Source organism: Agrobacterium sp. CMT1, assembly GCF_037203725.1.
In the GTDB taxonomy this organism is placed as follows: Bacteria; Pseudomonadota; Alphaproteobacteria; order Rhizobiales; family Rhizobiaceae; genus Agrobacterium; species Agrobacterium pusense.
The window spans coordinates 106,316-129,714 of sequence record NZ_JBBCAR010000007.1 but is presented as its reverse complement, the minus strand read 5'-3'; the positions used below and the strand labels follow the sequence as shown (position 1 = coordinate 129,714).

The window sequence follows — 23,399 nt, the reverse complement described above, 5'->3', positions numbered from 1 at the left end:
CCTACCGTAGTTAGCGCGAAGCTGATATTCTAACGCCGGGTGATCATCGATCGTCGCAAAAGGATCAGTTTTGAAAAGCGGCATAAACATTACCAACGAGATCGCCGTCATCACCCACGACGAAAACCGCTTTTCGGGGCCGAGGCACAGTCACGAAGAGGCTCAGCTTCTATATGCCGTCAGCGGGGTTGTATCGATCAGGACGGATCGGGGCACCTGGGTCGTTCCGCCAAGCCGGGCGGTCTGGCTACCGCCCAAGCTGGCGCACGAAACGTCGAGCCATGCAGGCGTGCAGTTCAGGTCACTTCTGATTGACACAAGCGAAATAGGGGGGCTTCCCGACGAATGCCTTGTGGTGACGATCACCCCTCTTTTGCGGGAATTGATTCTGAAACTTGCCGAGCTTGCTGAGAAGCCACAAAGTCGGGAGCAAGCGGACGCCGTCGTCAGGCTGCTTCTGATGGAACTTTCCTTTCAGCCAGCGCAGCCGCTCAACCTGCCGATACCGAAGCATTCCGGCTTGGCGCAAATGTGCGAGCAGTTCCGTACCAATTCGGCGGAAAATCTCTCCATCGAAGATGCAGCGACCAGGCTTCACATGAGCAGAGCCACCTTTATGCGGACATTCAGGCGTGAAACCGGCATGAGTTTCGGGCAATGGCGCCAACAGGCCCGGATGCTCGATGCCTTGACGATGCTGGCAGAAGGCAGAAGCGTCCTCGATGTCGCCCTTGAGTGTGGCTACAATAGCCCAAGCGCCTTTTCTGCCGTGTTTCGCCGATCACTCGGGTGCCCGCCCAGCACTTATTTTTAAGCCAGCCCGGATTCTGGTCATCACCTCGTTTAGCGCATCGACTGCGCGTTTGCATGCCAGACAATCAAGCCTCCGCAATTCAGTTGCAGTCAATCCCGCATGAGGCTGAATTCGGCTTGTCGCGCTGATCCGTCCACCCCTGTACAATCCGCATCGCCACCGCCGGTCAACAACTTGAACGCCGTAACGGGGCCGCCAAACCCGCGAGGTTAAACCGACAGACCGAACGGTTGCTGAGCGACGAGATGCACGACTTCCGCTCCCCGCGGAATCCAGCCATTGATCACGTCCATAGGATATTGCAGGTTCCAGCAGCGCCTCGTCACAGAGGCTCATGGAAAGCCCGCAAACCATGGGAGGAAAACTGTGTCTAACAGAGACGACAATGAGCCGCCGCCCAAAGAACGCCCTGTCGGGGCCCGTGTTTTCGTTATCCTGCTTGCCGCAGGGCGTTCCAGTCGCATGGGAGAGACAGGTACATCCAAGTTGCTTGCGGAATTTGACGGCGTTGCTCTCGTACGACGTTCTGCGCAGGTCGCGCTCGGTTCGACTGCCGACGGTGTGGTCGTGGTAACGGGGCACCGCCGGCTTGAAATCGAAGCTGCGCTTGATGGCCTGGGAGTCGAGTGTCTCGAAAACCCGCTATACGGCCGCGGCATGGCGACGTCGATTGCGGCGGGGGTCTCATACTGCCATGCTCGGGGAGCGGATGCAGTTCTGGTCCAGCTTGCCGACATGCCGGGCATGGCAAGCGGCGATCTCGATCGGCTTATTGCGGCTTTTCGAACGACCGATGGTGAAGCGGTTGTACGTGCGACGGGAAACGGGAAGCCGGGGAATCCCGTAATACTTCCTAAATCGCTGTTTGAGGCCGTCACCCACCTCGAAGGCGATGTTGGGGCTCGTCGGATCATAGAAACATCCGGCCTACCCATCATTTATGTGGAGATCGGAGAAGGTGCGTTGCTCGACGTAGACACGCCCGATGCGATACACGCCGCGGGCGGAACGCTGAAAGGTTAGTCCCAGCGCCATCGTCGGTCAGCGTAACAAGACCCGTCGCTCGTTGTTCAGCAGTGCAATGTCAGGGACCTTTACAAAGCCCTCTAGATTGAAGATCTCGCCTTCTCCCATTTATAGTTCTTCATATAGTCGAGGAACGCACGCATCGCCGCGCTCGGAAGGCGGCGGCTGGGATAATACAGGAACCAGTGCGGCAGGGTCGGGCTCCAGTCGGGGAGTAACTCCACCAGTCGACCATCCTGAAGGTAGGGCTTGGCGTAGTCATCAAAGACATGGGCGATACCTCTTCCCGCAAGTGCTGCCTGTAGTTCATTGTGCGCCGAACTGACCGTCAGGCGGCCGGTTGGGGTGACTTCAATTTCCTCGTCGCCCTCAGCAAATCGCCAGGTGACCAGCGTGCCGCCGGGAAAGCGGCGTTTGACACAGTCATGACTGACAAGTTCGTGCGGCGTCTGTGGTTGCCCGCACCTCTCGATGTAATCAGGAGAAGCAACGATTGCATAACGAAGTGCAGGACCAAGCGGCAGAGCGATCATATCCTGCGCCAGTTGCTTGCCGAACCTGACACCGGCATCGAAACCCTGTTCCACGATGTCTATGACGGCCGCGTCGCTGATAATTTCGATCTTCACCTCGCGGTATACCTCCATAAAATCGAAGACCAGTGGGCAGAGGAAGTGATCGACTGCAGGCGCAGGCGCGTTGATCCTGAGGGTCCCCGACGGGCTATCGCGTAATTCATCGACCTCTGCGATGGCGAGCCTGATGTCGCTCAACGCAGGCGCAAGACGCTCGAGAAGACGCTGCCCTGCCTCGGTCGGAGACACGCTCCTCGTTGTTCGATTAAGAAGCCGGATGCCCAGAGCTTCCTCCAGAGCATTCATCGTTTGGCTCAAGGCCGATGAAGAAACCCCCCGTTCAAATGCCGCGGCTCGGAAGCCGCCGCAGCGCACGATGGCGACAAACACGTCGAAGCTGTCTAGCCGAACAGGGTCCATTGCTAAGTTTTTCTAATCAAGTTGATAAAGTTAATGCAGGTTATCAGATCAATGGCGCCATGTCATGGTTCCCTGAGTTAAGGCCTGCGCTCTGGTGCACCTCTGCCCCATTGAGGGCCGAGGCAGTGCGCTCAATGAAAGAGGAAAGAAAGATGAACGCCTTCACTCTGAACAGACGTGCCATCATGCTGTCCGCGGTTGCAGGCGCGTCAAGCATGATCCTCCCAAGCCTGGGCGGCCCGGGCAACGCCCGCGCCCAGCCAGCTTCAGCGGCGGCCGGCAATGCCGGTTATTATCGCTTTCGGGTGGGAGAGATCAGCGCAACCGTCTTGAGCGATGGAGTGATTGGTGGTCCGCCACGCATTTACGCCAGTGATGCCCCGGAGGCCGAGCTTCAGGATGTGCTGCGACAGGCATTTCTGCCGACCGACCACATGACACTCAATCTCAACACGCTGCTGATCGAAACCGGTGGCCGGCGGATTCTGATCGAAGCCGGCGCTGGCAAGACCATGGGTCCGAACGGTGGCCGCATCTTCGATAACCTCGCGGCAATCGGTCTCGATGCCGCTGACATTGATGTGATCGTCATCTCGCATACCCACCCGGATCATGTCGGCAACTTAAGAACTGCAGACGGTGGCAAGGCCTTCCCTCGTGCCACAGTCTTTGTCCCGAGGGCGGATTGGGACTTCTTTGTCCGCACCGATCCGGACCTATCCTACATGCCTGTCCCGGAGGATTTCCGGACACGATTTGCGGCAAACATCAAGAATAGCCTCGAACCCTTCAGGAACGATGTTGAACTATATGAGGCCGGCACCGAGATTGCGCCGGGTCTGGCGACGATCGTCGCGTCTGGCCACACACCCGGCATGGCGACCTTCCTAGTTCATTCCGGAAATGACCAGCTGCTGCTGACGGCAGACCTTGCCTATCACCCTGTCGTCAACGTCGACAGGCCTTGGGTGCCAGGCCCCGACCGCGATAAGGAAACAGCCCTTTCCTCCCGTCGTCGCATATTTGACAGGGCGGCCGCCGAGCGTATGCCGGTTCTTGGCTTTCACTATCCTTTCCCCGGTCTTGGCCGGATGCTGAAGACCGATGGCGGCTATGCCTGGGTCCCCGCCAACTGGCAGTTTTGACGTCAACAACAATCGAGCAGGAAATCTCCCATGGATCAGTCAAAGATCAATCGTCGCGGCTTTCTCGGCACGGTGGGTGCGGCGGCAACCGGACTTGCACTCGCCAGCAGCACTACCGCGCAGGCTCAAGGCACGAACGTGTCGCCGGCCGCATCTGCCTCGAACCCGGAGGTACTGACCCGGACCTTGCCTCGCACCGGGGAACGGGTCACAGCCCTCGGTCTCGGCACCTTTCTGACATTTGATCTAAAGCCCGGGGATCGCCGCGATGCCCTGCGACAGGTCTTTGAGCGATACGTCGCTGCAGGCGGTCGCGTGGTCGACACATCGCCTCTCTACGGCTCAGCGGAGGTCAGCGTCGGTCAGTTCATGGGCGAATTTGAGGGATCGGATGAGATGTTCCTCGCCAACAAGGTCTGGTCGACAGGAGAATATCTCGGAGACGAAAGCCATGCCGTTGAAAGCTTTCGGCAGTCACGCATGCGGACATGGCGTGACACGATCAACCTGATGCAATGCCACAGCATCACCAATGCGCCGGTCGTTATTCCGCTGATGAAGGCATGGAAGAAGGAAGGTCTTATACGGCATGTCGGCGTGACCCATCACGAGTCGGCGGCACAGGACCAGCTGCTGGCGATTGTTCAACGCGACGATGTCGATTTCATTCAGACGAACTACTCGATCTTCAATCGCGATGCGGAACGACGCCTCCTTCCAGCCGCCGCCGACAAGGGCGTTGGCGTCCTCATTAATCTACCGCTGGAAAAGGCACGTTTGATGAAGGTCGTCGAGGGGCAACCGCTTCCCGGATTCGCAACCGAGTTTGGAGCGACCAGCTGGGCGCAGTTCTTTCTGAAATGGGTCATGGCACACCCCGCCGTTACGAGCGTGCTCTGCGGTACGTCAAACCCTGACCATATGAGTGACAATGTCCAGGCGATGACAGGCCCGCTTCCGGACGAGCGCATGCGTGCCCGGATGGTCGCGCATATGGAAACAATTTCCGGGTTCGGCTCCATCGGCGCGATGCCATGGTACCCGGGCAAGGAGAATATGTATTCCGGCCTCATCCGCGAGGCGCAGGCCAATGCGGCGCAGCGCCTGCGGTAAAATACGCGGCCAGCTCGCCTTAGAGCATTTCGCCTCACCCTGTATTCTCGAGATAGTTTTTGGCATTCGGCGGGCCGGATGGTTTCGACCAGCCTGCCGATATATCGCTTGCGCTTGAGTCAGGATGCCCCAAAAGACCGTAAAAGAGTCACCTAACGGCTGCTACGACGGGCACAACGCGAGCTGCTGGCTCTGCCATGGTGCGGGCGGTTTGTCTAAGCGCCGCAGAAGTAACGGAGCCGGCCGCCTCCAGGTGGAACTGCGAGACGAGCTCCCGCAGCTTTCTCGCCTCGGTCACGAGAGCAGCGGATGCCGCCGTTGACTGCTCGACCATCGCCGCGTTCTGCTGCGTCGTCTGGTCCATCGTATTGACCGCCCCATTGACTTCGGAAAGACCGGTCGACTGTTCCCGGGCCGCCGTCGCGATGGCTTCCATATGCCGGTTGATGCCGGAGATACGCTCACCTATTTCCTTGAGTGCCACACCAGTTTCGCGCACAAGCTTCACGCCGCCGTCGACCTCGGCGGTGGAGGTATTGATCAATGTCTTGATCTCCTTTGCCGCCGTCGCGGAACGTTGCGCCAGCTCGCGCACCTCCTGTGCAACGACCGCAAAACCCTTGCCGGCGTCGCCGGCCCGGGCAGCTTCCACGCCGGCATTGAGCGCAAGGAGATTCGTCTGGAAGGCGATCTCATCGATCACGCCGATAATATTGGAAATCTGCTGCGCGGAATTCTCGATCCGCTGCATGGCTTCCTCAGCCTGGCTGACCACTGCAGCCGAGCGGGAAGCGCTCCGATCGGCCTCCGTCGCCGCCCCGCGTGCCTCCTCTGTCCGTCTGCTGGCATTGGTCACATTGGCGGTGATCTCATCTAGGGCAGCAGCAGTTTCCTCCAGCGAGGCAGCCTGCTGCTCCGTTCGACGCGAGAGGTCGTTGGCACCGGATGCGATCTCCCGCGTGCCGTTGTCGATGACCGTAATGCTCTCGGAAATCGCGCTCAGCGTCCTACCCAGTTGCTTCAGTGACGTGTTGAAGTCATGCCTGAGGGCTTCGAAATCCGGAGCGAAAGGCTCATCGAGCTGGAAGGAAAGGTCACCGGAGGACAGTCTTTTGAGACCGTTGGCAAGACCGGATACCGCCACCTGCAGCCGTTCTGCGGCATCGGCCTCAGCCTGCTGCTGCGCCTCGAGCCTGTCAGCTTCGGCTTGCCCGCGTGCACGCTCCGCATCCTCCTCCAGCTGCCTGTTGACGATTGCCGCCTTGCGGAAGACCTCGACAGCCGCCGCCATCGTCCCGATCTCGTCTTTCCGTCCGGTACCCGCGCAGGTGATGTTGGTCTCACCCTCAGCCAGCCTTGTCATGTCGGCAGAGAGCGCGAGGATGGGTTTGCTCACGGTGCGGCGGAACAGGACAAAGAGCAAGATCGAAAACAATCCTGCCAGACCGAGAAGAGCTTGCAGCACATCCTGCATGGCAGCGGCTGTCTGGGCGCTTTCGGCGGAGATAGATTCCGACACTTGCTCTATCTGGTCGCCCGTCTCCTCCATGGCGGTTTCCAAGGCTGAGAACTGCTTCATAAAATCGGGCAATGCCGCCAGGGCGACGATCGGATCCTTTTCTGCCGTACCGACGATCTTGTTCGCACTATCAATGTAGGCGAGCAAGGGTTTCTCGACCCCGGCCAGTACCGTCTGGGTGGCCGCATCCGTTGCAAGCGCTTTGTTGGCGGCAATCATTTTGAGAAATGACTCAACGTGTTCTGAAAGATCGGCCTTGACGCTGTCGAATGCGACGCCGGCCGCTGGATTGGAAGCAAGGAGAGACGCAAACACATCTGCGCGCAGGGCGTCATGCATCATGTCCGCCTGCATATGGTTGCGAAGGATCTGAGCCGATCGGGTTACGTTTTCAGAGTTGTGGGTCAGCGTCGATGCCGACCATATCCCCACCCCGGCGGTGCCCCCGGCTATTGCAAATATTGCCACGCCCGCAAAGATGATCTTCTGCTGAATGGATGCCATGACACTGTTCCCAAGTTCGGCCTTGGAAAATAATACCCCGTTATTCTTAATTATCTGTCACAACAATTATCTACGGTGTCTCCGAGAAATCTGATGTCTCGGATGGAACAATAACATTCGCGCTGTCCGATCTTTAATTAGAGCTGTCGGCGCAAATATTCTATGGACTGCGCGTGATACAAACCTTCACTCAAAATTCCACCGGCAATGTGAAAGCCGGCCGCCTTTAAGCTTCAATCGTGCAAAAAGAGCGCTTTCAAAGCCGCGATTTTGGCCACTGGGCCAGTTGCGTGGTTCCGACGGGGTGCCGACCCGTCTCCGCTTACTTTTAAAGGTCCCGGTTGCTTCGTTCCGCATCTCAAAAAATGACTGCCGCTCCAAGAGGCTTACGCGATTTCAGGTCAGACTTTTCGCTCGCCATCAGTCGATGATGTTGTTTAATCGCTTCGCGAAACGAACAGGCTATGGAACTTTTGGTTGCTAAAATACTTACTGATACGTTTTCCTGTGCCTCGATCGCTGCATTTGGTCGCACAGACCGCTTAGCCGTCATATTTTGGTAACCACGATCTTCCTGAAGGGGATTTTTGCAGGGCATTCCCTAGACAATTTGCTCGTCATGCGCGTAGCTCTAGCCCGGCCGGTTTGTACGCTTGATTTGCACATCTTGAGAGGATGTCGAATGTCGTTCGTTGCCGAAATTTTCCGCCAATCCCCTGAAATCGCGCTCTTTTTATCCCTGGCTTTTGGCTATTGGATCGGAAAGGTCCAGTTCGGCAGGTTTCAGCTCGGAGGCGTCGCGGGCTCCCTTCTTGTAGCGGTCGTGATAAGCCAGATGGGAGTTCAAATCGACAATGGGATCAAATCCGTTCTCTTTGCGCTCTTCATATACGCGGTCGGTTTTGAAAGCGGGCCACAGTTTTTCCGCTCCTTGGGAAAACAATCTATACGAGAGATCGTCTTGGCTGCGGTTCTTGCGATCAGCGGTCTTGCCACCGTGGTCGTGCTCGCAAAATTGACAGGCCTTGATAAGGGCATCGCCGCGGGGATTGCCGCCGGGGGACTGACACAATCCGCCATTATCGGAACGGCGAGCTCCGCTATTGAAAAACTTGGCCTTGCCGCCGATGAGACGCAGAGGCTCCAGGCGAACGTCGCGATCGGTTACGCGGTCACCTACATATTTGGTTCTTTTGGAGCGATCATCGTCTGCGTGAATATTCTTCCCTGGTTCATGAAACGGGGGATACGGGATGACGCCGTGAAAGCGGAAGCAGAGATGCTCAAGGGCGCCCGAGTATATGGCGTCGGTGAAGCACCTGCCCTTCCGGACCTGGTCGGACGGATATTCAGGGTCGAGGGTGCGGCTGGGAAAAGCATTGCCGAATTGGAAGCACTGTCGACAAAAGGGCCCATCACGATCGAACGCGTGAAACGCGGCAGCGCTCTGGTTGGCGTTGAACCCGAGCTTCGTCTGCAGAACGGTGATCTTGTGCTGATAGTCGGACGTCGTGCGGGCGTCGTCGGTCTTGAAAACCTGATCGGCAGGGAGGTGGCCGCGGCGGAAGGCCTGGAACTCGTGGTCACAACGCGCGACATCGTCGTAAAAGACAGGGACTTCGCTGGCCAAACCGTTGCCCGGATATTGGAGCGAAGCAAAGACCTGCGCCACGGGATCTACGTGATCCAGGTAACTCGGGCCGGTGTGAAACTGGAGTTGACCAACGATACTGTTATACGTGCCGGCGACATAGTGACCGTGCACGGAGTACAGGAGGATTTACAGCGCCTCTCGAACAGAGTTGGCAGCGTCATAACTCCCAGTGACAAGACAGACTTCGTATACCACGGGTTTGGTGTGGCCATCGGCCTGCTGGTTGGTCTTCTCGTGTTGAGGATCGGTTCAGTCCCGCTGACGCTTGGCGCGGGCGGCGGGGCTTTGCTCGCCGGTCTCGTATTTGGCTGGTATCGCAGCCGCAATATGACGCTTGGCAACATGCCAACACCCGCATCAACTCTCCTGAGAGATCTCGGTTTGGCAGGGTTCGTGGCCGTGGTCGGCTTACAGTCAGGTCAACAAGCGGTACACACCGTCGCCGAAAGTGGTCTTTCGATATTTGCAATAGGCGTCGTCGTCACGGTGCTCCCGCTGTTGATAACAATGCTCGTTGGTCGCTACCTTCTAAAGTACGACAACGTCGCGGTTTTCGCTGGTGCTCTGAGTGGATCTCGAAGCGCCAATCCCGCCTTCGGAGAAATCCTCGATAAAGCGGGAAACTCCATTCCCACGACCCCTTTTGCCATAACGTATGCACTTGCCAACGTTTTCCTGACGTTGCTGGGCCCACTCGCGGTGGCACTCGTTTAACAGACAGGAGAGAGAAGTATGAACGATTACAGTCAGTTCGCAAAACTCAGCCCCTTCGAACTCAAAGACGAGCTCATCAAACTGGCGTCCACGAAAAAAGAAAAACAAATGCTGAACGCGGGACGCGGCAACCCGAATTTTCTGGCAACCCTGCCCCGGCGAGGCTTTTTCAGGCTCGGCCTATTCGCTGTTGCGGAATCAGAGCTCTCATACTCCTACATGGAGCAGCACCTAGGTGGCTTACCGCGCATAGAAGGCATCGAAGCGCGATTCGAACGCTTCGTCTCAGACAATCGAGACCAGGAAGGCGTCGTGTTTCTTGGTCGCGCCATAAGTTACGTGCGTGACCAGCTCGGACTTTCCGCTTCCGATTTCCTCCACGAGATGGTGGAAGGCATATTGGGCTGCAACTATCCTGTTCCGCCGCGCATGCTGCGTGTCAGTGAACAGATTGTCCGTCAGTATTTAGCGAAAGAGATGATCGGCGGACAAATATCGCCCCAGGACATAGACGTTTTTGCCACTGAGGGCGGAACGGCAGCAATGACGTATGTTTTTGACACGCTGCAGAAAAACCGTCTGATCAAAAAATCGGACAAGGTGGCTATCGGTATGCCTGTGTTCACGCCGTATATCGAGATTCCACAACTGGACGCATACGGGCTTGAAGAGGTTTCGATCAGTGCGGACCCAGAAGCTGGCTGGCAGTATCCGGACTCCGAACTCGAAAAGCTTAAAGACCCCTCGATCAAGATCTTTTTCTGTATCAACCCAAGCAACCCTCCATCGGTAAAGCTCGATCAACGGAGCCTGGAAAAGATCGCCGACATCGTCGACAATCATCGGCCGGACTTGATGATACTAACCGACGACGTCTACGGGACTTTCGCGGACGACTTCAAATCGCTGTTCTCCGTCTGCCCAAAAAACACGATCCTGGTCTACTCTTACTCGAAATACTTCGGAGCTACGGGTTGGCGGCTGGGAACCATCGCATTAAGACGGGACAACGTGATCGATCAAGCGATCAGGAACTTGCCGGAGGAAGACAAAGCGTCGCTCGACAAGCGGTATTCATCGATTGTCACAGACGTTTCGGCATTGAGGTTTATCGACCGCTTGGTTGCTGACAGCCGTACCGTGGCGCTCAATCACACCGCAGGGCTCTCAACGCCTCAGCAGGTCCAAACGGTGCTGTTTTCGTTATTCGCGCTTATGGACGAAAACGACAACTACAAGAAAACACTGAAGCGACTTATCCGGCGCAGACAGGCAGCCCTCTACGCTGAGCTCGGCCTGGACACTCCCGACGACGAAAATTCGGTCGATTATTATACCTTGCTGGATCTTGAGAAGATTTCCCGCCGGCTTTTTGGCGACGAGTTTGCAGCATGGGTCAGACACGAATTTTCGCCGAACGAGCTGCTGTTCAGAATTGCCGATGAGACCGGAATCGTTTTGCTGCCGGGACGCGGCTTTGGAACCCAGCACCCTTCTGGTCGGGCGTCGCTTGCCAATCTCAACGAGTACGAGTACGCGGCGATTGGCCGATCGCTCCGTAAGATGGCTGACGAGTACTACGCGAAATTCCAGCAAACGCATCGATAACGCGCTTCCTGCCATCGTCCAGATGGCGGGACGCCTCTGTCGCCGACCACCCTGATGATCAAGAGAGTGTAAGAGTGCTCTCGCGGATCCTCATGGTGGACAACGGCTATGTCGTGCCAATCGTGATCATGAACAGGTTCATCGGCACGCCGCCAAACTGAATCTTAACCTCACAGCATGGACACGCCATAAGGAGAGTGAATTGCACGGCACACGATCCTCGCAAATTTGTCCGCGCCTCCTGGGATGCCGCCCTGACCGATTTCGGCAATGTATGGGTTCTGAAACCCATTGTAATCAGACGACGTCGCTTCCGTTCCGGCAACACCATTATGACCCTAACTGCGAATGGTGACTTGGATGTCACGTCGCAAGCTGTTATGTTCTTGTTTCGTTTCTCTCCGCGAACTTGGTTGCAATGGACCTCACCACCGCCTCAGCCGCCAGAAAAATCATCCATGTCGACATGGATGCCTTCTACGCTTCGGTTGAGCAGCGCGACAATCCTGAACTGCGCGGCAAACCCCTCGCTGTTGGCGGAGCGGCTGCCCGTGGCGTCGTTGCAGCAGCAAGTTACGAGGCACGGGAATTTGGGGTGCGCTCGGCAATGCCGTCGGTCACGGCGGCTCGAAAATGCCCTGATTTGATCTTCGTGAAACCACGATTTGAAGTCTACCGCGCCGTCTCCCAGCAGATACGCGAGATTTTTACGGAATATACGCCGCTCATCGAACCTCTGTCGCTCGACGAGGCCTATCTCGACGTCACCGAAAATCTCAAGGATATGCCAATTGCCACTGAAATCGCTCTGGAAATCCGCGCCCGGATCAAGGCGGTGACCGGGCTGAACGCTTCGGCCGGCATCTCCTATAACAAGTTCCTGGCAAAAATGGCGTCCGATCTGAACAAGCCGAACGGTCAGGCGGTGATTACGCCGAAGAACGGTCCGGCCTTTGTCGAACAGCTCGCAGTCAAGAAATTCCATGGCGTCGGCCCGGCTACGGCGGAAAAGATGCACCGGCTTGGTATTGAGACCGGAGCGGATCTGAAAGCAAAATCCTTGCCGTTTCTGGTTGAGCATTTCGGGAAGTCCGGTCCGTACTTCTATGGCATTGCCCGGGGCATCGATGAGCGGCAGGTCAGGCCAGACCGCGTGCGTAAGTCGGTCGGCGCGGAAGATACATTTACCGCGGACATCGATGACCTCGAGCTCGCAACCAGGGAACTCCGGCCACTTGCGGAAAAGGTTTGGTCCTATTGCGAGGCCAAGGGTTTCAGCGGCAAGACGGTGACCGTGAAAATCAAATATTCCGACTTCACCCAGGCGACGCGGAGCAGGACAACTGCCATCCCCTATTCGAACGCCGAAGACATTCTAGACGCGGCCAATACCCTGCTGGCCGGTGTCTATCCATTCAAACGGCCGGTCCGGCTCCTTGGGGTAACGCTGTCGTCGCTCACCAATGACAAAGAGGCTGAATACGAGGACCAATCGCAGCTGGGCCTGGGTTTTTGATCAGAAGAATGTGCTTCGGGGCCTGAGTTGATTTAGGCGACGTGCGCGTCAGCTGGGTTGGCTTGATCGCGTCGCTGCCTCCGCAGGCAAAGCGAGGAAAGAGCAGTATCCGAGAGTCCTCGGAGCGGCCACCCTGATCGATCGCCCCCGGAGCGCCGAGGCGGCCGCTGATGGCGACCGGACGCCGGGCGGTCGTCACCACCCCAATGATGTTCATCAGCCTTCCGATGATGTCGCGAACGTCGCCACGAGCAGCCGCTTTGAACATCCAAAAAACATCAATGGGTTTGGATTAAATGTTGCAATTACAACATTAATATTGTTGGATTTGCCAATCATGATCAAAACAGGCGCGATAAATGTTGTATCATACAGATTTTCTTTCCAGGTTGGGACAAGGCCTCAAGGACCTCTCGCCAGTATGGGGCGTCTCGCCGGACGCAACCCTGACGCTCCTGACGATCTCCGAGAACGCGACCTTCCGTATCGCTGACGAGACCACTGGAAGCGATCTGATCGTGCGTGTGCATCGCCCTGACTACCATACTGAAGCGGAGATACTGTCCGAGCTCGCATGGATTGATGCGCTACGGCAAGATGGGGTCGTTGTTACGCCGCGGCCAGTCACGGCAAACGACGGCAGCCTCCTTCAAGTCTTCTCGGACGGCGAAACCATGCGCCATGCCGTCGCCTTCGAATATATGGCGGGCAAGGAGCCAGATGCTGAGTCAGACCTCGTCCACTGGTACAGGACACTCGGTGAAATCAATGCGAAACTGCACGCCCACAGCCGCAGATGGACGCGACCGGAGAACTTCGTCCGCAAGACATGGAGCTTCAACCGGATTCTGGGGGACGGTGCCTATTGGGGTGACTGGCGTGACGCCCTCGGACTGACGCTCGGCGGCAAGTCCGTTTTAGAGAGAACGCACAAGCTGCTCGAAGCCCAGACCTCCGCTTACGGCTATGGTGAGGACCGCTTCGGCCTCGTTCATTGCGACATGCGCGCCGCCAACCTTCTGGTCGATAATGGCAGACTGGGAGTGATCGATTTCGATGATTGCGGTCTGTCCTGGTACGCCTACGATTTTGCAGCCTCGATCAGCTTCATGGAACATGAGCCTTTCATCCCCGACCTCAAAGCCGCCTGGCTCGAAGGCTATCGGCGCGTCACCGCTCTTGATGAGCAACATGAGGCGGCCCTGCCGATGTTCATCATGCTTCGCCGCATGCAACTCACCGCGTGGATCGCTTCCCATGCTGAAACGCCGACGGCCCAGTCCATGGGAACAGGCTATACCGATGGTACCGTGGCGCTCGCGGAGCGCTATCTGGCCGAACACCGTTGAGGAGAGCCCGATGAGCGTCGCCACCAAGGAAATTCTAGATCTCAACCGTTTTGATGCAAGCCGTGCCGAGGGCTTCCCGGCTGAACTTGCGCAGCGCGTCGCCAAGCGCCAGGCAACGTTTGGAGCGTCATCCGTGCTCTTTTACGAGCAGCCGATTGAGATGGTGCGTGCACAGGGCGCCTACCTGTATGACGCCGGCGGACGCAGATATCTCGACGTCTACAACAATGTACCGTCGGTCGGCCACTGCCATCCGCGGGTGGTCGAGGCCGTTGCGCGCCAGATTGGCGAACTCAACATCCACACGCGCTACCTCAGCCGCGTCGTCGAGTCCTATAGCGAAGAGCTTCTGTCAAAATTCCCGGCGGCGCTCAGCAATGTGGTTCTGACCTGCACCGGCAGCGAAAGCAATGATCTTGCCATGCGCATCGCCCGCATCGGAACTGGCGCCGAAGGTTTCGTCGTCACCGAAGCAGCCTATCACGGAAATACTGCGCTTGTGACCGAGATTTCCCCCTCGTCCCTGCGCAAGCGCAAGCCCGCACCCTTTGTGGCGGTCATTCCGGCGCCGGCGCCCCGTGACGGCATGAGCGTTGCTGCAAGCTTTGCCGCATCTGTGGAACAGGCGATTAACGAACTCAAATCGCGCGGCATCAAGTTCGCCGCCTTGATCGTTGATACAATCTTCTCAAGCGACGGTATCTACGCCGATCCTGCCGGCTTTCTCAGGGAGGCGACAGATGTGGTGCACCGTGCTGGCGGCCTGTTGATCGCCGATGAGGTCCAGCCGGGTTTTGGCCGGACGGGAGGCAGTCTTTGGGGCTTCGAGCGCCACGGCGTCACACCCGATATCGTCACGATGGGCAAGCCAATGGGGAACGGTTTCCCGATGGGTGGTGTCGTAACGCGACCTGACTTACTCCAGAGATTTTGCGAGGAAACCGGATACTTCAATACTTTCGGCGGCAATCCCGTGGCGGCCGCCGCTGGCCATGCCGTGCTCAGGGTGATCGAGGAAGAAAATCTGATCGAACGTTCGGCCGCTGTCGGTGGTCATTTCCAGCAATCGCTCCAGGCATTACAAACCCGACATCCGGTCATCGGCGGCGTGCGGGGGGCCGGCCTCTTTATCGGCCTCGACTTTGTCGACCCCGCCACGGGGGAGCCGGACACGGCGTTCGCAACGACAGTGATCAATAAATTGAAACAAAACGGTATCCTGATCGGGGCAGCAGGCAAGTATGGCGCAACGCTGAAGATCCGCCCGCCACTGTGTTTTTCGAATGAGGATGCCGATCTTTTTTCGGCTACGCTGGACAGCATCCTGAACGCGCGTTGAGCCGCCTGAAATCTTTCAGGTACACCGGGCGACGATGTCGCCCGGACTTCTTCCGGTTTCAGCCCATCGCGTCGAGCGCTCCGAGCGATTCCGGAAGGGTTTGGCCGCCATCGACAACAATTGACTGACCGGTGATGTAGGCAGCCTCTTCAGATGCGAAGAACAGAGCGGCGTTCGCAATATCCGCCGGCGCGCCAAGACGACGCAACGGAACAGAGGCCGCCATCGCGGCGATATAGTCTGGGCCGTTGTCCTCAAGCCCCTCGGTCATGATATTGCCCGGCATGACAGCATTGACCGTAATGTTCTTTGGGGCCAGTTCAATCGCAGCCGTGCGCATGAAGCCGAGTTGGCCTGCCTTGCTTGCCCCATAATGCGACCAGCCCGGGTATCCAGTAATCGGGCCGGTGATCGATGAGGTTATGATGATACGGCCTGAACCGGCCTTCGTCATGGCTGGCAATACGGCGGAAACGCTGAGAAAGGTGCTTTTAAGATTGGTCGAAATCACCTGGTCGAAGTCGGCTGCCGTCATTTCGCCCAGCTTAGCCGCCGGAAAGATGCCGGCATTGGCGCAGAGGATCGCGACGCCGCCATAGCGGGTTATGGCTGCATCGACCATCGCCCTGCAGCCCTCCTCTGTACTCACATCCGCGGCAAATCCCGAGCCATTGGCTCCGATTTCGGACGCCACCCTGTCGGCATCGACCTGGCTGCGCGAGACAACGAGGACGTTCAGGCCGGCCTCCCCGAAACGCAATGCTATGCCCTTGCCAATCCCCCGGCTTGCGCCGGTGACAATGACCGTTTTCCCTTGCAGTGACTTCAACATGTTCCACTCACTTTTTTGTTGCAATTTCCACAAATTCACGTGCCGCTACTGCTTTAATTTGAGGCGTCAGATTAAAACATCGGCACACTACCGGCGCCACCTGCACAAAACAAATGCACAGTAATATTAGTCGTTTAGCACTCCGTTTTTGCAGAAGTCACGTTCGCCTCCGGGTGCTACCGCTCCAATCACGCTCCGCACCATGAAGCAGAAAATAGATGTTGTAAATCACACATTTTTACGACAAGGTTCCAACATAAGCGATCCACGAGCCACGGAAGCGGCCAAGAAAAAGGGGAACAATTATGATGAAAATCTCCAGACGCAACATGATGCAGATGATGGGTGCGGCCGCTTTTACCGGCCCAATGGCAAGCGCGACCCGCGCTTTTGCGGGTCGCGAAAAAGAGCTCAATATCCTGTGCTGGGAAGGCTACAATTCCGCACAGGTCCTGGATCCCTTCCGATCCAGCCAGTCAGCGACCGTCAAGGCTGAAAGCCTGACCAACGACCCGACCATGATCAACCGCCTGCGCGCGGGCGAGACCAAAATCTGGGACCTGATCAACGTCAACAATCCCTGGGCCCGAAAGGTGATGGGGCCGGCCGGGCTGATAAAGCCGCTGCCGCGCGCCGAGTTCGAGCCCTATTTCGAGACCATGCTCCCCAACTTCAAGGCGCCTTATCGCTGGGCAATGAGCGACGACGGCAAGGACCTGCTCGGCATGGCGCAGCGCTTCGGGCCCTACAGCTTTGTTGTCAACACCGACAAGGTCAGCAAAGCAACAGCGGAGGAACAGGGCTGGGACCTGTTCAACGACGCCTCGATCGCCGGCAAGTACGGCATACAGGAATCCGACGACTGGAACGTCTTCAACATCTTCCTCATCGCCGGAATTGACCCCTTCAGGGAGCATACGGAGGAGGAGTTCAAGGCCTTTGCCGAAACCGCAGAAAAAGTTTTCAAGGGCGCCAAGATGGTCGGGGACATGGCGTCACTCAATCAGGCTCTCGTGTCCGGCGAGATCGACCTTTATATGACCGGTGGCACTTATTCCGTCTCTCCGGCGCGTGCCGACGGCTATGCGAACTTGCGCGCCATTACGCCACTCAAGGGCCCGATGGATGGCAAGGGCGGTATTTCCTGGATCGAGATCACCTCGACGGTCAACAATCCCGAACTTTCGCCACTCGCCCTGGAATTTCTGAAATACGTCCAGGATCCGCACGTCGCCCACACCGTCGCCTTTGCTGAAGGCACATTCAACCCGGTCAGCCAGATGGGCAACCCGAAGTGCTACGAACTCTTCACCAAGGACGAGATGGAAGCCATCCAATGGGACAGCCTCGAGGAGGATATGGCGCGTTCGGCGCAATACGACATCGTGCCTGACTATGACAAGGCACTGGAACTGATGACCGCCGCCAGGCGCCTGCGCGGCTGAGCAAAGCCTGTCCCGACGGAGAACAGAACATGAGCCTTGCGATGATCTCGCCCACCCTATCCGACGTCTTGCCGAAAATCGAGGATCCGATCCATCCAACGCCGAAACCGGTGCTGCAACTTGTCGACGTTCGAAAGATTTTCGGCGATTTTGCCGCGGTAGATGGCATAAGTGTCGATATCAGAGAAGGCGAATTCGTCACCATTGTCGGACCCTCCGGGTCCGGCAAGACCACACTTCTGCGCATGCTGGCCGGCATGGAGTCACCATCAGAAGGCTATATCACGCTGCGCGGCGAAACGATCAATAACGTGCCGTCCGACAGGCGTCCGACATGTCTCGTCTTCCAGTCGCTTGCGCTTTTCCCGCACAAGAGCGTCGGCGAGAACATCGAGTTCCCGCTAAAAGTTCGCAAAATGCCGGCCGCAGAACGCAAAGCGCGCGCTCTCGAACTCATGCGCATGGTGCGCCTGCCTGAGAGTTACTATTCCAAGAACGTGATGCGCTGCTCGGGTGGTGAAAAACAGCGCGTGGCGCTCGCCCGCGCGTTTGCTTATGACCCCGACGTCTTGTTTTTCGACGAACCGCTATCGGCGCTCGACTACAAACTGAAGAAAGTTCTGGAAAAGGAGCTCAAGGACCTGCACCGCGAAAGCGGGAAGACCTTTCTCTACATTACCCATTCGCTCGAGGAAGCCATGGTCATGTCTGATCGCGTCGGGGTAATGAGTCGCGGCCGCCTCGTTCAGATTGGCACACCTGAGGAAATCTACACCAAGCCGGCAACGCGCTTCGTCGCGGAATTTTTTGGTGAGGTGAACAGTTTTGAAGTCAGGCGCGGCCACCAAGGCGTGTGGACGCTCGCCGACGGCAGGCCGATCACTGTAGCCCCGGTAGCACAAACGATTGGCGAGACGGCAACTGTCATCGTTCGGCCCGAAACCATGCGCTTCGTCACCGGCTCTTCGAGCGCTGACAATCTGATCTCCGGCACGATCTACAACGAATATTCTCTCGGCTCGCGCATGCAGTATCAGATTCATTCCGGCGACCGGATCTATCTGGTCGAGGCCGCACGCGCCGCCGCGACCGGCATCACGTCGGGCGACACGGTCACTATCGGCTGGGATGCCCGCGACGCGATCGTGGTGGGAGACTGATATGGTAACCAGGACCCATGCTGAAGCGGCCGGTGAACAAAGGCATTTTCCGTCTATCCCTGCAGGACTGCGCGCGGCCGCTCCTGTCACGATCCTGCTGCTGCTTGGCTTTCTGGCACCGCTTCTTACGGTAGCTGCCTATGCCTTCGCCACGCCCAAGAGCTTCGACGTGTTTCGCTCTTTTACCCTCGCCAACTTCACGGTGATCCTTGATCCTTCCAATACCGTTTGGATGTCGTTTGCCTGGTCGATCGCCTATGCCTTTGCGACAGTCATATTGCTTGCGATGATCGCCTATCCCATCGCCTACGGTCTCAATCGCATGTTCGGCAAATGGTCTGGCCTGGTCGGCGTGCTGTTCGTCTTTCCGCTGTTCGTCTCGGAAAACGTACGCCTCTACGGTTGGGTGCTGTTCTTTATCAAGAACGGGGTGCTCGACGGCGGCCTGAAGTGGCTCGGCTTCTCGGGCGGACCCGAGATACTTTACACACCCGGCGCCATCCTCTTCGGCATGACATATGTCTATCTGCCTTTCATGCTGTTTCCGATGTCGCTTGGCATTGCCATGATCCCCCGGGACCTTGTCGATGCGGCCCGTGACCTTGGGGCTAACAGGCTGACGATCTGGCGAGAGATCGAGCTGCCACTCGCCATGCCCGGTATCCTGATCGGCATGTTGCTCACCTTCGTGCTCGGCGCCGGCGCGATCGCCGAATCCAAGATTCTCGGCGGCCAGTCGGTCATTACCATCGCGCAGGATATCGAGGTTGCTTTCACGTATGCACAGAACTGGCCGCTTGGCTCGGCGCTCGCCCTCCTGCTCGTCGCGATCATCAGCGGGCTTGCCCTCTACGTTCTGTCCAAGCTCGATCTCGACCGCATTCTGGGAAAGAAGTGAGACATGGAAACCCGCTCGCAAATCCGCGCCCGAGCCTTCGTCAAGGTCTGGACATCCTTTGTCGTCCTTGCCGTTTACCTTCCTATCCTCTGCGGAGCGATGGCCGGCCTGTCCAGGGGACGCTATTTCGGCTTCCCGATTAACGCCTTTTCGACCGAATGGTGGGGCAAGACCCTTGGCTCACTCGAGATTCAGGCTCTCGTGCAGAACTCCCTCCTGATCGCTTTCATCGTCACGCTTGTCTCCGTGATATTCGCCTTCTTCGGCGCGCTCGCCTTCGCCCGCTACGACTGGAAGGGGCGCAAGCTTTTCCAGAAGGCGATCCTTCTGCCAGTCTTCTTTCCGCAGCCGGTGCTGGGGCTCGCTCTCCTCCTGTGGTTCAACGCGCTTGGCATCAACCCGAGCTGGCAGACGGCCGTTATTGCGCATCTCGTCTGGATCGTTCCGGTGGTGACGCTCGTCATTGCCATCCAGGTCTATTCCTTTGATCCAACACTGGAAGAGGCTGCGCGTGACCTCGGAGCGGGCCGCTGGTTCATTCTGCGCGAGGTGACCCTGCCTATTCTGTGGCCGGGTATCTGGTCCGGCGCGCTCTTCGCGTTCCTGCTTTCCTGGGGCAATTTTCCGTTGTCGCTTTATACAGCCGGCGTCGACTCTACGATCCCGAAATGGCTCTATTCGAAGATGGTCGCCGGGTATTCGCCAATGGTGCCGGCGCTCGGCACGATGAGCACTGTATCGGCTGCCATATTGTTGCTGGCTGGCGGTCTCGCCATCATGCTGGTCCGCCGTCGTCAGGCGGATACATGAGGACGCCTCGATGAACTGGAAAACCGACCGCCGTTCCTTCTACTATCTGGGCGCTCCGGAACCCGACGATCCGACGCTTGAAAAGGGCAAGGTGGCGCTTCTCGTCATCGACATGCAGAACACGTATCTCGATCGCCCAGCTCCCGACACGCTGTCTGGTGATGATCTTGTCCGCTATCACGCCTGGACGCCGTTTCACGAGCGCATGCATGACACCGTCATCCCCAATACCCGGCGTCTCATGGAACGGTTCCGCGCACTCGGCCTCGACGTGTTTTTCGCGCGAATTGCTTGTCTGCGCACCGATGGCCGGGATCGTTCGCTCAGTCAGAAGAAGCCGGGATGGAACAATCTTTTGCTTCCGAAGGATGAGCAAGCTTCGCAGATCCTGTCGAAAATTGCCCCGCAGGACGGCGAGATCGTTGTCACCAAGACCACAGACAGTGCGCTGACGGGCACGAATCTCAGGCTTTTGCTGACCAATATGGGCATCACCCACGTTGTTTGCGCCGGGATTTTTACCGACCAGTGTGTATCTTCCACCGTCCGCAGCCTCGCTGACGAGAGCTTCGACGTCATCGTCGTCGATGACGCGTGTGCAGCAGGCTCCATGGAACTCCACGTCAGTGAACTGACCAGACTGCACATGATCTATGCCAACGTGATGACCACGGAAGAGTTGATCGGCTATCTGCCGCAGCCAAAGCATGAAACAATCGGGGACGAAAGTCGCCCCGGGCTTGTTCGCCCAGAGTGTTCCTGACACAACTTGGTCGATGAAAGCACTCGAAGCCCTTTATGCCGACAAGAATTCCTCCGTCTCTGCTGCAGTTGAACACGGCGCACTGAGCTGTTCCTCACGCGGCCGAGTTTTGCGCTGGAAAGCAATTGGGAGTGAGGCGCGATGAAAAAACCAAAAAGCGTGCGCCAGTCGCGCATCCTGACTGAACTTAACCAGGCACCGAGCCTGCGCGTTGCTGAACTTGCCCGGCGCCTAGACGTCTCGACAGAGACAATCCGGCGCGATCTGGACGAGATGACCGAACAGGGTCTGCTCAATCGCACTTATGGTGGAGCCGTGCGCTCGCTTTCCACCGAGCCTTCGGTGACCGAGCGCCATGCGCTCTTTGTCGGCGAGCGCGAAAGGATCGCCAAGGCGGCCGTCCAGATACTTAAAGGCGCTCAGGTGCTTATGATCGGCTCGGGCTCGACGACAGTGCACACCGCGCGACGCGTAGCAGTCGAGATGAAGAACATCACTGTACTCACTCATTCCTTTGGTGTGGCGACCGTGCTTGCCATCAACCCGACAATCAAGGTGGTCATGCTCCCCGGCGACTATCACGCCACCGAGGGCGCGACGGTCGGTGCTTATGCGGTGTCATTCCTCAATTCCTTCTACGCCGATTTCGCCATTCTTGGCGCAAGCGGTCTGGGTCCAGACGGCCCTTCGGACGCCCTCCTGGAGTGTGGCGCGGTCTACAGCGCGATGGTCTCGCGCGCAGCGCGCACCGTCGTGGTCGCCGATCATTCCAAGCACGACCGCCTCTTCCCCGCGCGCTATGCCGCTTGGCGGGACATCACGCACGTCGTTACCGATAAGGCGCTGGGCGAAGATTTGACAGAAAGCCTGGACAACAACGACGTGAAACTGACCATTTGTTGAAAGCTGCCTGAAAATCGGAGGGACCAATGATCAGCGAGACGACCTCAGCAGGCAAAAAACGCGCGCGTGACTTCGGTATTGCCTTCGACGGCACGCCCGGCCCACTCAACGCCATCACCGACATCGCCGGTATCCATGTCGGCTTTTCGACGATCCGTGGAGAGATACCCCGCCCCGGTCGCAAGTTGCCGGTGCGTACCGGCGTGACGGCGATACTGCCGCACGCCGCAGCGGGCGAACCAGTACCGGTATTCGCTGGCATTCATCGTTTCAATGGCAATGGTGAGATGACGGGATCTCACTGGATCGAGGACGGGGGCTACTTTGTCGGGCCTGTCCTGATTACCAACACGCACAGCGTAGGTATCGCCCATCAAAGCGCCGTGCGATGGATGATTGACCGATTTGCATCGACCTACGAGGGAGACGACCACCTGTGGATCATGCCCGTGGTGGCAGAAACCTATGACGGCATGCTCAATGACATCAACGGCCAACACGTCGCGGTCGAGCACGTCCTGGAGGCGTTGAACGCTGCCAGAAGCGGTCCGGTCGCTGAGGGCAATGTCGGCGGCGGCACGGGCATGATTGCCTACGGTTTCAAGGGCGGCACGGGCACTGCCTCGCGCCTGATCGCAATTGACGACAAGGAGTTCACCGTCGCGGCGTTGGTGCAGGCCAATCACGGCCAGCGGGACTGGCTGACAATTGGCGGCCTACCCGTAGGAAAACTGCTGCAACAAGAAAACCCGGGTCTGTCCGAACGAGGCTCGATCATCGTTGTGATTGCCACGGACCTGCCACTTGCGCCGCACCAGCTGCGGAAGCTGGCGCGGCGCGGCGCGATAGGCATCGGCCGCAACGGCACAGTCGGCGGCAATAGTTCCGGCGACATTTTTCTCGCTTTTTCGACGGCCAATCCACACCCGATGCGCCATAAGGCCGGACCGTTGTTGAGCATCGACATGGTCAATGACGATGTGCTTGATCCGGTCTATCAGGCCGTGGTGCAGAGCGTGGAAGAGGCGGTGATCAATGCGATGGTCGCCGCGGAAACAACGGGTGGCACACCCCACGATCGATACCGCATCGAGGCAATAGACGCCGACGCGGTTGCCAGACTTCTGGCTCAGAGTTCACCCCGCTGACCCCATCGCGCCGCTTCCGTCCCGCCCGCTGGAAGCGCAGATGCAGCTTTGAACATGCGGCGACGGATGTTATCGCCTTAACACAGGCTAAGACAAAACACGCCGGGAAAAACCAAAGCGGTGGAAGCAAACGCCGCGAGCGCT

Annotated in this window: 19 protein-coding genes; 16 read left to right on the top strand and 3 right to left on the bottom strand. The window is 57.8% G+C overall.

Annotated elements, in window-relative coordinates:
• The first annotated feature begins 70 nt into the window (after positions 1 to 70).
• Positions 71 to 814, top strand: a complete 744-nt coding sequence (locus tag WA845_RS09235; RefSeq protein WP_112556282.1) for an AraC family transcriptional regulator — start codon at positions 71 to 73, stop codon at positions 812 to 814.
• A gap of 366 nt (positions 815 to 1,180) precedes the next feature.
• Entirely contained in the window at positions 1,181 to 1,837 is a 657-nt protein-coding gene (locus WA845_RS09230; RefSeq protein WP_112556283.1) for an NTP transferase domain-containing protein, read from the top strand.
• Between the two features lie 83 nt (positions 1,838 to 1,920).
• On the opposite strand, the gene WA845_RS09225 is transcribed toward WA845_RS09230, so the two are convergent.
• The gene (locus WA845_RS09225) at positions 1,921 to 2,835 is read right to left on the bottom strand and encodes a LysR family transcriptional regulator (protein WP_112556284.1); all 915 of its coding nucleotides are present in this window, start codon (positions 2,833 to 2,835) and stop codon (positions 1,921 to 1,923) included.
• 152 nt (positions 2,836 to 2,987) lie between these two features.
• On the opposite strand from WA845_RS09225, the gene WA845_RS09220 reads away from it, so the two are divergent.
• Both WA845_RS09220 and WA845_RS09215 read left to right on the top strand, forming a co-directional pair.
• On the top strand, positions 2,988 to 3,980 hold the full coding sequence (locus WA845_RS09220) for an MBL fold metallo-hydrolase (RefSeq protein WP_044459361.1): 993 nt from the start codon (positions 2,988 to 2,990) through the stop codon (positions 3,978 to 3,980).
• Between the two features lie 30 nt (positions 3,981 to 4,010).
• On the top strand, positions 4,011 to 5,093 hold the full coding sequence (locus WA845_RS09215; protein ID WP_112556285.1) for an aldo/keto reductase: 1,083 nt from the start codon (positions 4,011 to 4,013) through the stop codon (positions 5,091 to 5,093).
• Between the two features lie 148 nt (positions 5,094 to 5,241).
• Here the strand turns inward: WA845_RS09215 and WA845_RS09210 are convergent, their stop codons facing one another.
• Positions 5,242 to 7,116, bottom strand: coding sequence for a methyl-accepting chemotaxis protein (locus WA845_RS09210; RefSeq protein WP_174151350.1), 1,875 nt, complete (start codon positions 7,114 to 7,116; stop codon positions 5,242 to 5,244).
• Between the two features lie 682 nt (positions 7,117 to 7,798).
• On the opposite strand from WA845_RS09210, the gene aspT reads away from it, so the two are divergent.
• The 5 genes from aspT to WA845_RS09185 all read left to right on the top strand — a co-directional run bounded on the left by aspT (position 7,799) and on the right by WA845_RS09185 (position 15,296).
• The gene (gene aspT / locus WA845_RS09205; protein ID WP_337322298.1) at positions 7,799 to 9,484 is read left to right on the top strand and encodes an aspartate-alanine antiporter; all 1,686 of its coding nucleotides are present in this window, start codon (positions 7,799 to 7,801) and stop codon (positions 9,482 to 9,484) included.
• An 18-nt stretch (positions 9,485 to 9,502) separates the two neighbouring features.
• Complete coding sequence (locus tag WA845_RS09200) at positions 9,503 to 11,092, top strand: bifunctional aspartate transaminase/aspartate 4-decarboxylase (RefSeq protein ID WP_004445962.1); 1,590 nt, start codon at positions 9,503 to 9,505, stop codon at positions 11,090 to 11,092.
• A gap of 418 nt (positions 11,093 to 11,510) precedes the next feature.
• The gene (dinB, locus tag WA845_RS09195; protein WP_112556289.1) at positions 11,511 to 12,608 is read left to right on the top strand and encodes a DNA polymerase IV; all 1,098 of its coding nucleotides are present in this window, start codon (positions 11,511 to 11,513) and stop codon (positions 12,606 to 12,608) included.
• Positions 12,609 to 12,967: 359 nt separating this feature from the next.
• Positions 12,968 to 13,957: a phosphotransferase enzyme family protein gene (locus WA845_RS09190; protein ID WP_022563141.1), complete on the top strand. Its 990-nt coding sequence runs from the start codon at positions 12,968 to 12,970 to the stop codon at positions 13,955 to 13,957.
• Positions 13,958 to 13,967: 10 nt separating this feature from the next.
• On the top strand, positions 13,968 to 15,296 hold the full coding sequence (locus WA845_RS09185) for an aspartate aminotransferase family protein (protein WP_004445965.1): 1,329 nt from the start codon (positions 13,968 to 13,970) through the stop codon (positions 15,294 to 15,296).
• A 58-nt stretch (positions 15,297 to 15,354) separates the two neighbouring features.
• Here WA845_RS09185 and fabG read toward each other — a convergent pair whose 3' ends face one another.
• On the bottom strand, positions 15,355 to 16,128 hold the full coding sequence (gene fabG, locus WA845_RS09180) for a 3-oxoacyl-ACP reductase FabG (RefSeq protein WP_112556291.1): 774 nt from the start codon (positions 16,126 to 16,128) through the stop codon (positions 15,355 to 15,357).
• A gap of 305 nt (positions 16,129 to 16,433) precedes the next feature.
• Between fabG and WA845_RS09175 the strand changes: the two genes are divergently transcribed.
• The 7 genes from WA845_RS09175 to WA845_RS09145 all read left to right on the top strand — a co-directional run bounded on the left by WA845_RS09175 (position 16,434) and on the right by WA845_RS09145 (position 23,255).
• A complete protein-coding gene (locus WA845_RS09175; RefSeq protein WP_006697825.1) occupies positions 16,434 to 17,573 on the top strand; it encodes an ABC transporter substrate-binding protein in 1,140 nt (379 codons plus the stop codon).
• A gap of 29 nt (positions 17,574 to 17,602) precedes the next feature.
• The gene (locus WA845_RS09170; protein WP_112556293.1) at positions 17,603 to 18,733 is read left to right on the top strand and encodes an ABC transporter ATP-binding protein; all 1,131 of its coding nucleotides are present in this window, start codon (positions 17,603 to 17,605) and stop codon (positions 18,731 to 18,733) included.
• Between the two features lies 1 nt (position 18,734).
• Positions 18,735 to 19,631: an ABC transporter permease gene (locus tag WA845_RS09165; RefSeq protein ID WP_112556294.1), complete on the top strand. Its 897-nt coding sequence runs from the start codon at positions 18,735 to 18,737 to the stop codon at positions 19,629 to 19,631.
• A 3-nt stretch (positions 19,632 to 19,634) separates the two neighbouring features.
• Entirely contained in the window at positions 19,635 to 20,441 is an 807-nt protein-coding gene (locus tag WA845_RS09160) for an ABC transporter permease (protein WP_004445974.1), read from the top strand.
• A gap of 10 nt (positions 20,442 to 20,451) precedes the next feature.
• Positions 20,452 to 21,204, top strand: coding sequence for a cysteine hydrolase family protein (locus tag WA845_RS09155; RefSeq protein ID WP_112556296.1), 753 nt, complete (start codon positions 20,452 to 20,454; stop codon positions 21,202 to 21,204).
• 141 nt (positions 21,205 to 21,345) lie between these two features.
• A complete protein-coding gene (locus WA845_RS09150; protein ID WP_004445980.1) occupies positions 21,346 to 22,107 on the top strand; it encodes a DeoR/GlpR family DNA-binding transcription regulator in 762 nt (253 codons plus the stop codon).
• Positions 22,108 to 22,133: 26 nt separating this feature from the next.
• A complete protein-coding gene (locus WA845_RS09145) occupies positions 22,134 to 23,255 on the top strand; it encodes a DmpA family aminopeptidase (protein WP_112556298.1) in 1,122 nt (373 codons plus the stop codon).
• Positions 23,256 to 23,399: the final 144 nt, after the last annotated feature.

Coding starts and splice junctions, on each gene's coding strand:
- WA845_RS09225 (WP_112556284.1), bottom strand. CDS start 2,835: ATGGACCCTGTTCGGCTAGACAGCTTCGACGTGTTTGTCGCCATCGTG.
- WA845_RS09220 (WP_044459361.1), top strand. CDS start 2,988: ATGAACGCCTTCACTCTGAACAGACGTGCCATCATGCTGTCCGCGGTT.
- WA845_RS09215 (WP_112556285.1), top strand. CDS start 4,011: ATGGATCAGTCAAAGATCAATCGTCGCGGCTTTCTCGGCACGGTGGGT.
- WA845_RS09210 (WP_174151350.1), bottom strand. CDS start 7,116: ATGGCATCCATTCAGCAGAAGATCATCTTTGCGGGCGTGGCAATATTT.
- aspT (WP_337322298.1), top strand. CDS start 7,799: ATGTCGTTCGTTGCCGAAATTTTCCGCCAATCCCCTGAAATCGCGCTC.
- WA845_RS09200 (WP_004445962.1), top strand. CDS start 9,503: ATGAACGATTACAGTCAGTTCGCAAAACTCAGCCCCTTCGAACTCAAA.
- dinB (WP_112556289.1), top strand. CDS start 11,511: ATGGACCTCACCACCGCCTCAGCCGCCAGAAAAATCATCCATGTCGAC.
- WA845_RS09190 (WP_022563141.1), top strand. CDS start 12,968: ATGTTGTATCATACAGATTTTCTTTCCAGGTTGGGACAAGGCCTCAAG.
- WA845_RS09185 (WP_004445965.1), top strand. CDS start 13,968: ATGAGCGTCGCCACCAAGGAAATTCTAGATCTCAACCGTTTTGATGCA.
- fabG (WP_112556291.1), bottom strand. CDS start 16,128: ATGTTGAAGTCACTGCAAGGGAAAACGGTCATTGTCACCGGCGCAAGC.
- WA845_RS09175 (WP_006697825.1), top strand. CDS start 16,434: ATGATGAAAATCTCCAGACGCAACATGATGCAGATGATGGGTGCGGCC.
- WA845_RS09170 (WP_112556293.1), top strand. CDS start 17,603: ATGAGCCTTGCGATGATCTCGCCCACCCTATCCGACGTCTTGCCGAAA.
- WA845_RS09165 (WP_112556294.1), top strand. CDS start 18,735: ATGGTAACCAGGACCCATGCTGAAGCGGCCGGTGAACAAAGGCATTTT.
- WA845_RS09160 (WP_004445974.1), top strand. CDS start 19,635: ATGGAAACCCGCTCGCAAATCCGCGCCCGAGCCTTCGTCAAGGTCTGG.
- WA845_RS09155 (WP_112556296.1), top strand. CDS start 20,452: ATGAACTGGAAAACCGACCGCCGTTCCTTCTACTATCTGGGCGCTCCG.
- WA845_RS09150 (WP_004445980.1), top strand. CDS start 21,346: ATGAAAAAACCAAAAAGCGTGCGCCAGTCGCGCATCCTGACTGAACTT.
- WA845_RS09145 (WP_112556298.1), top strand. CDS start 22,134: ATGATCAGCGAGACGACCTCAGCAGGCAAAAAACGCGCGCGTGACTTC.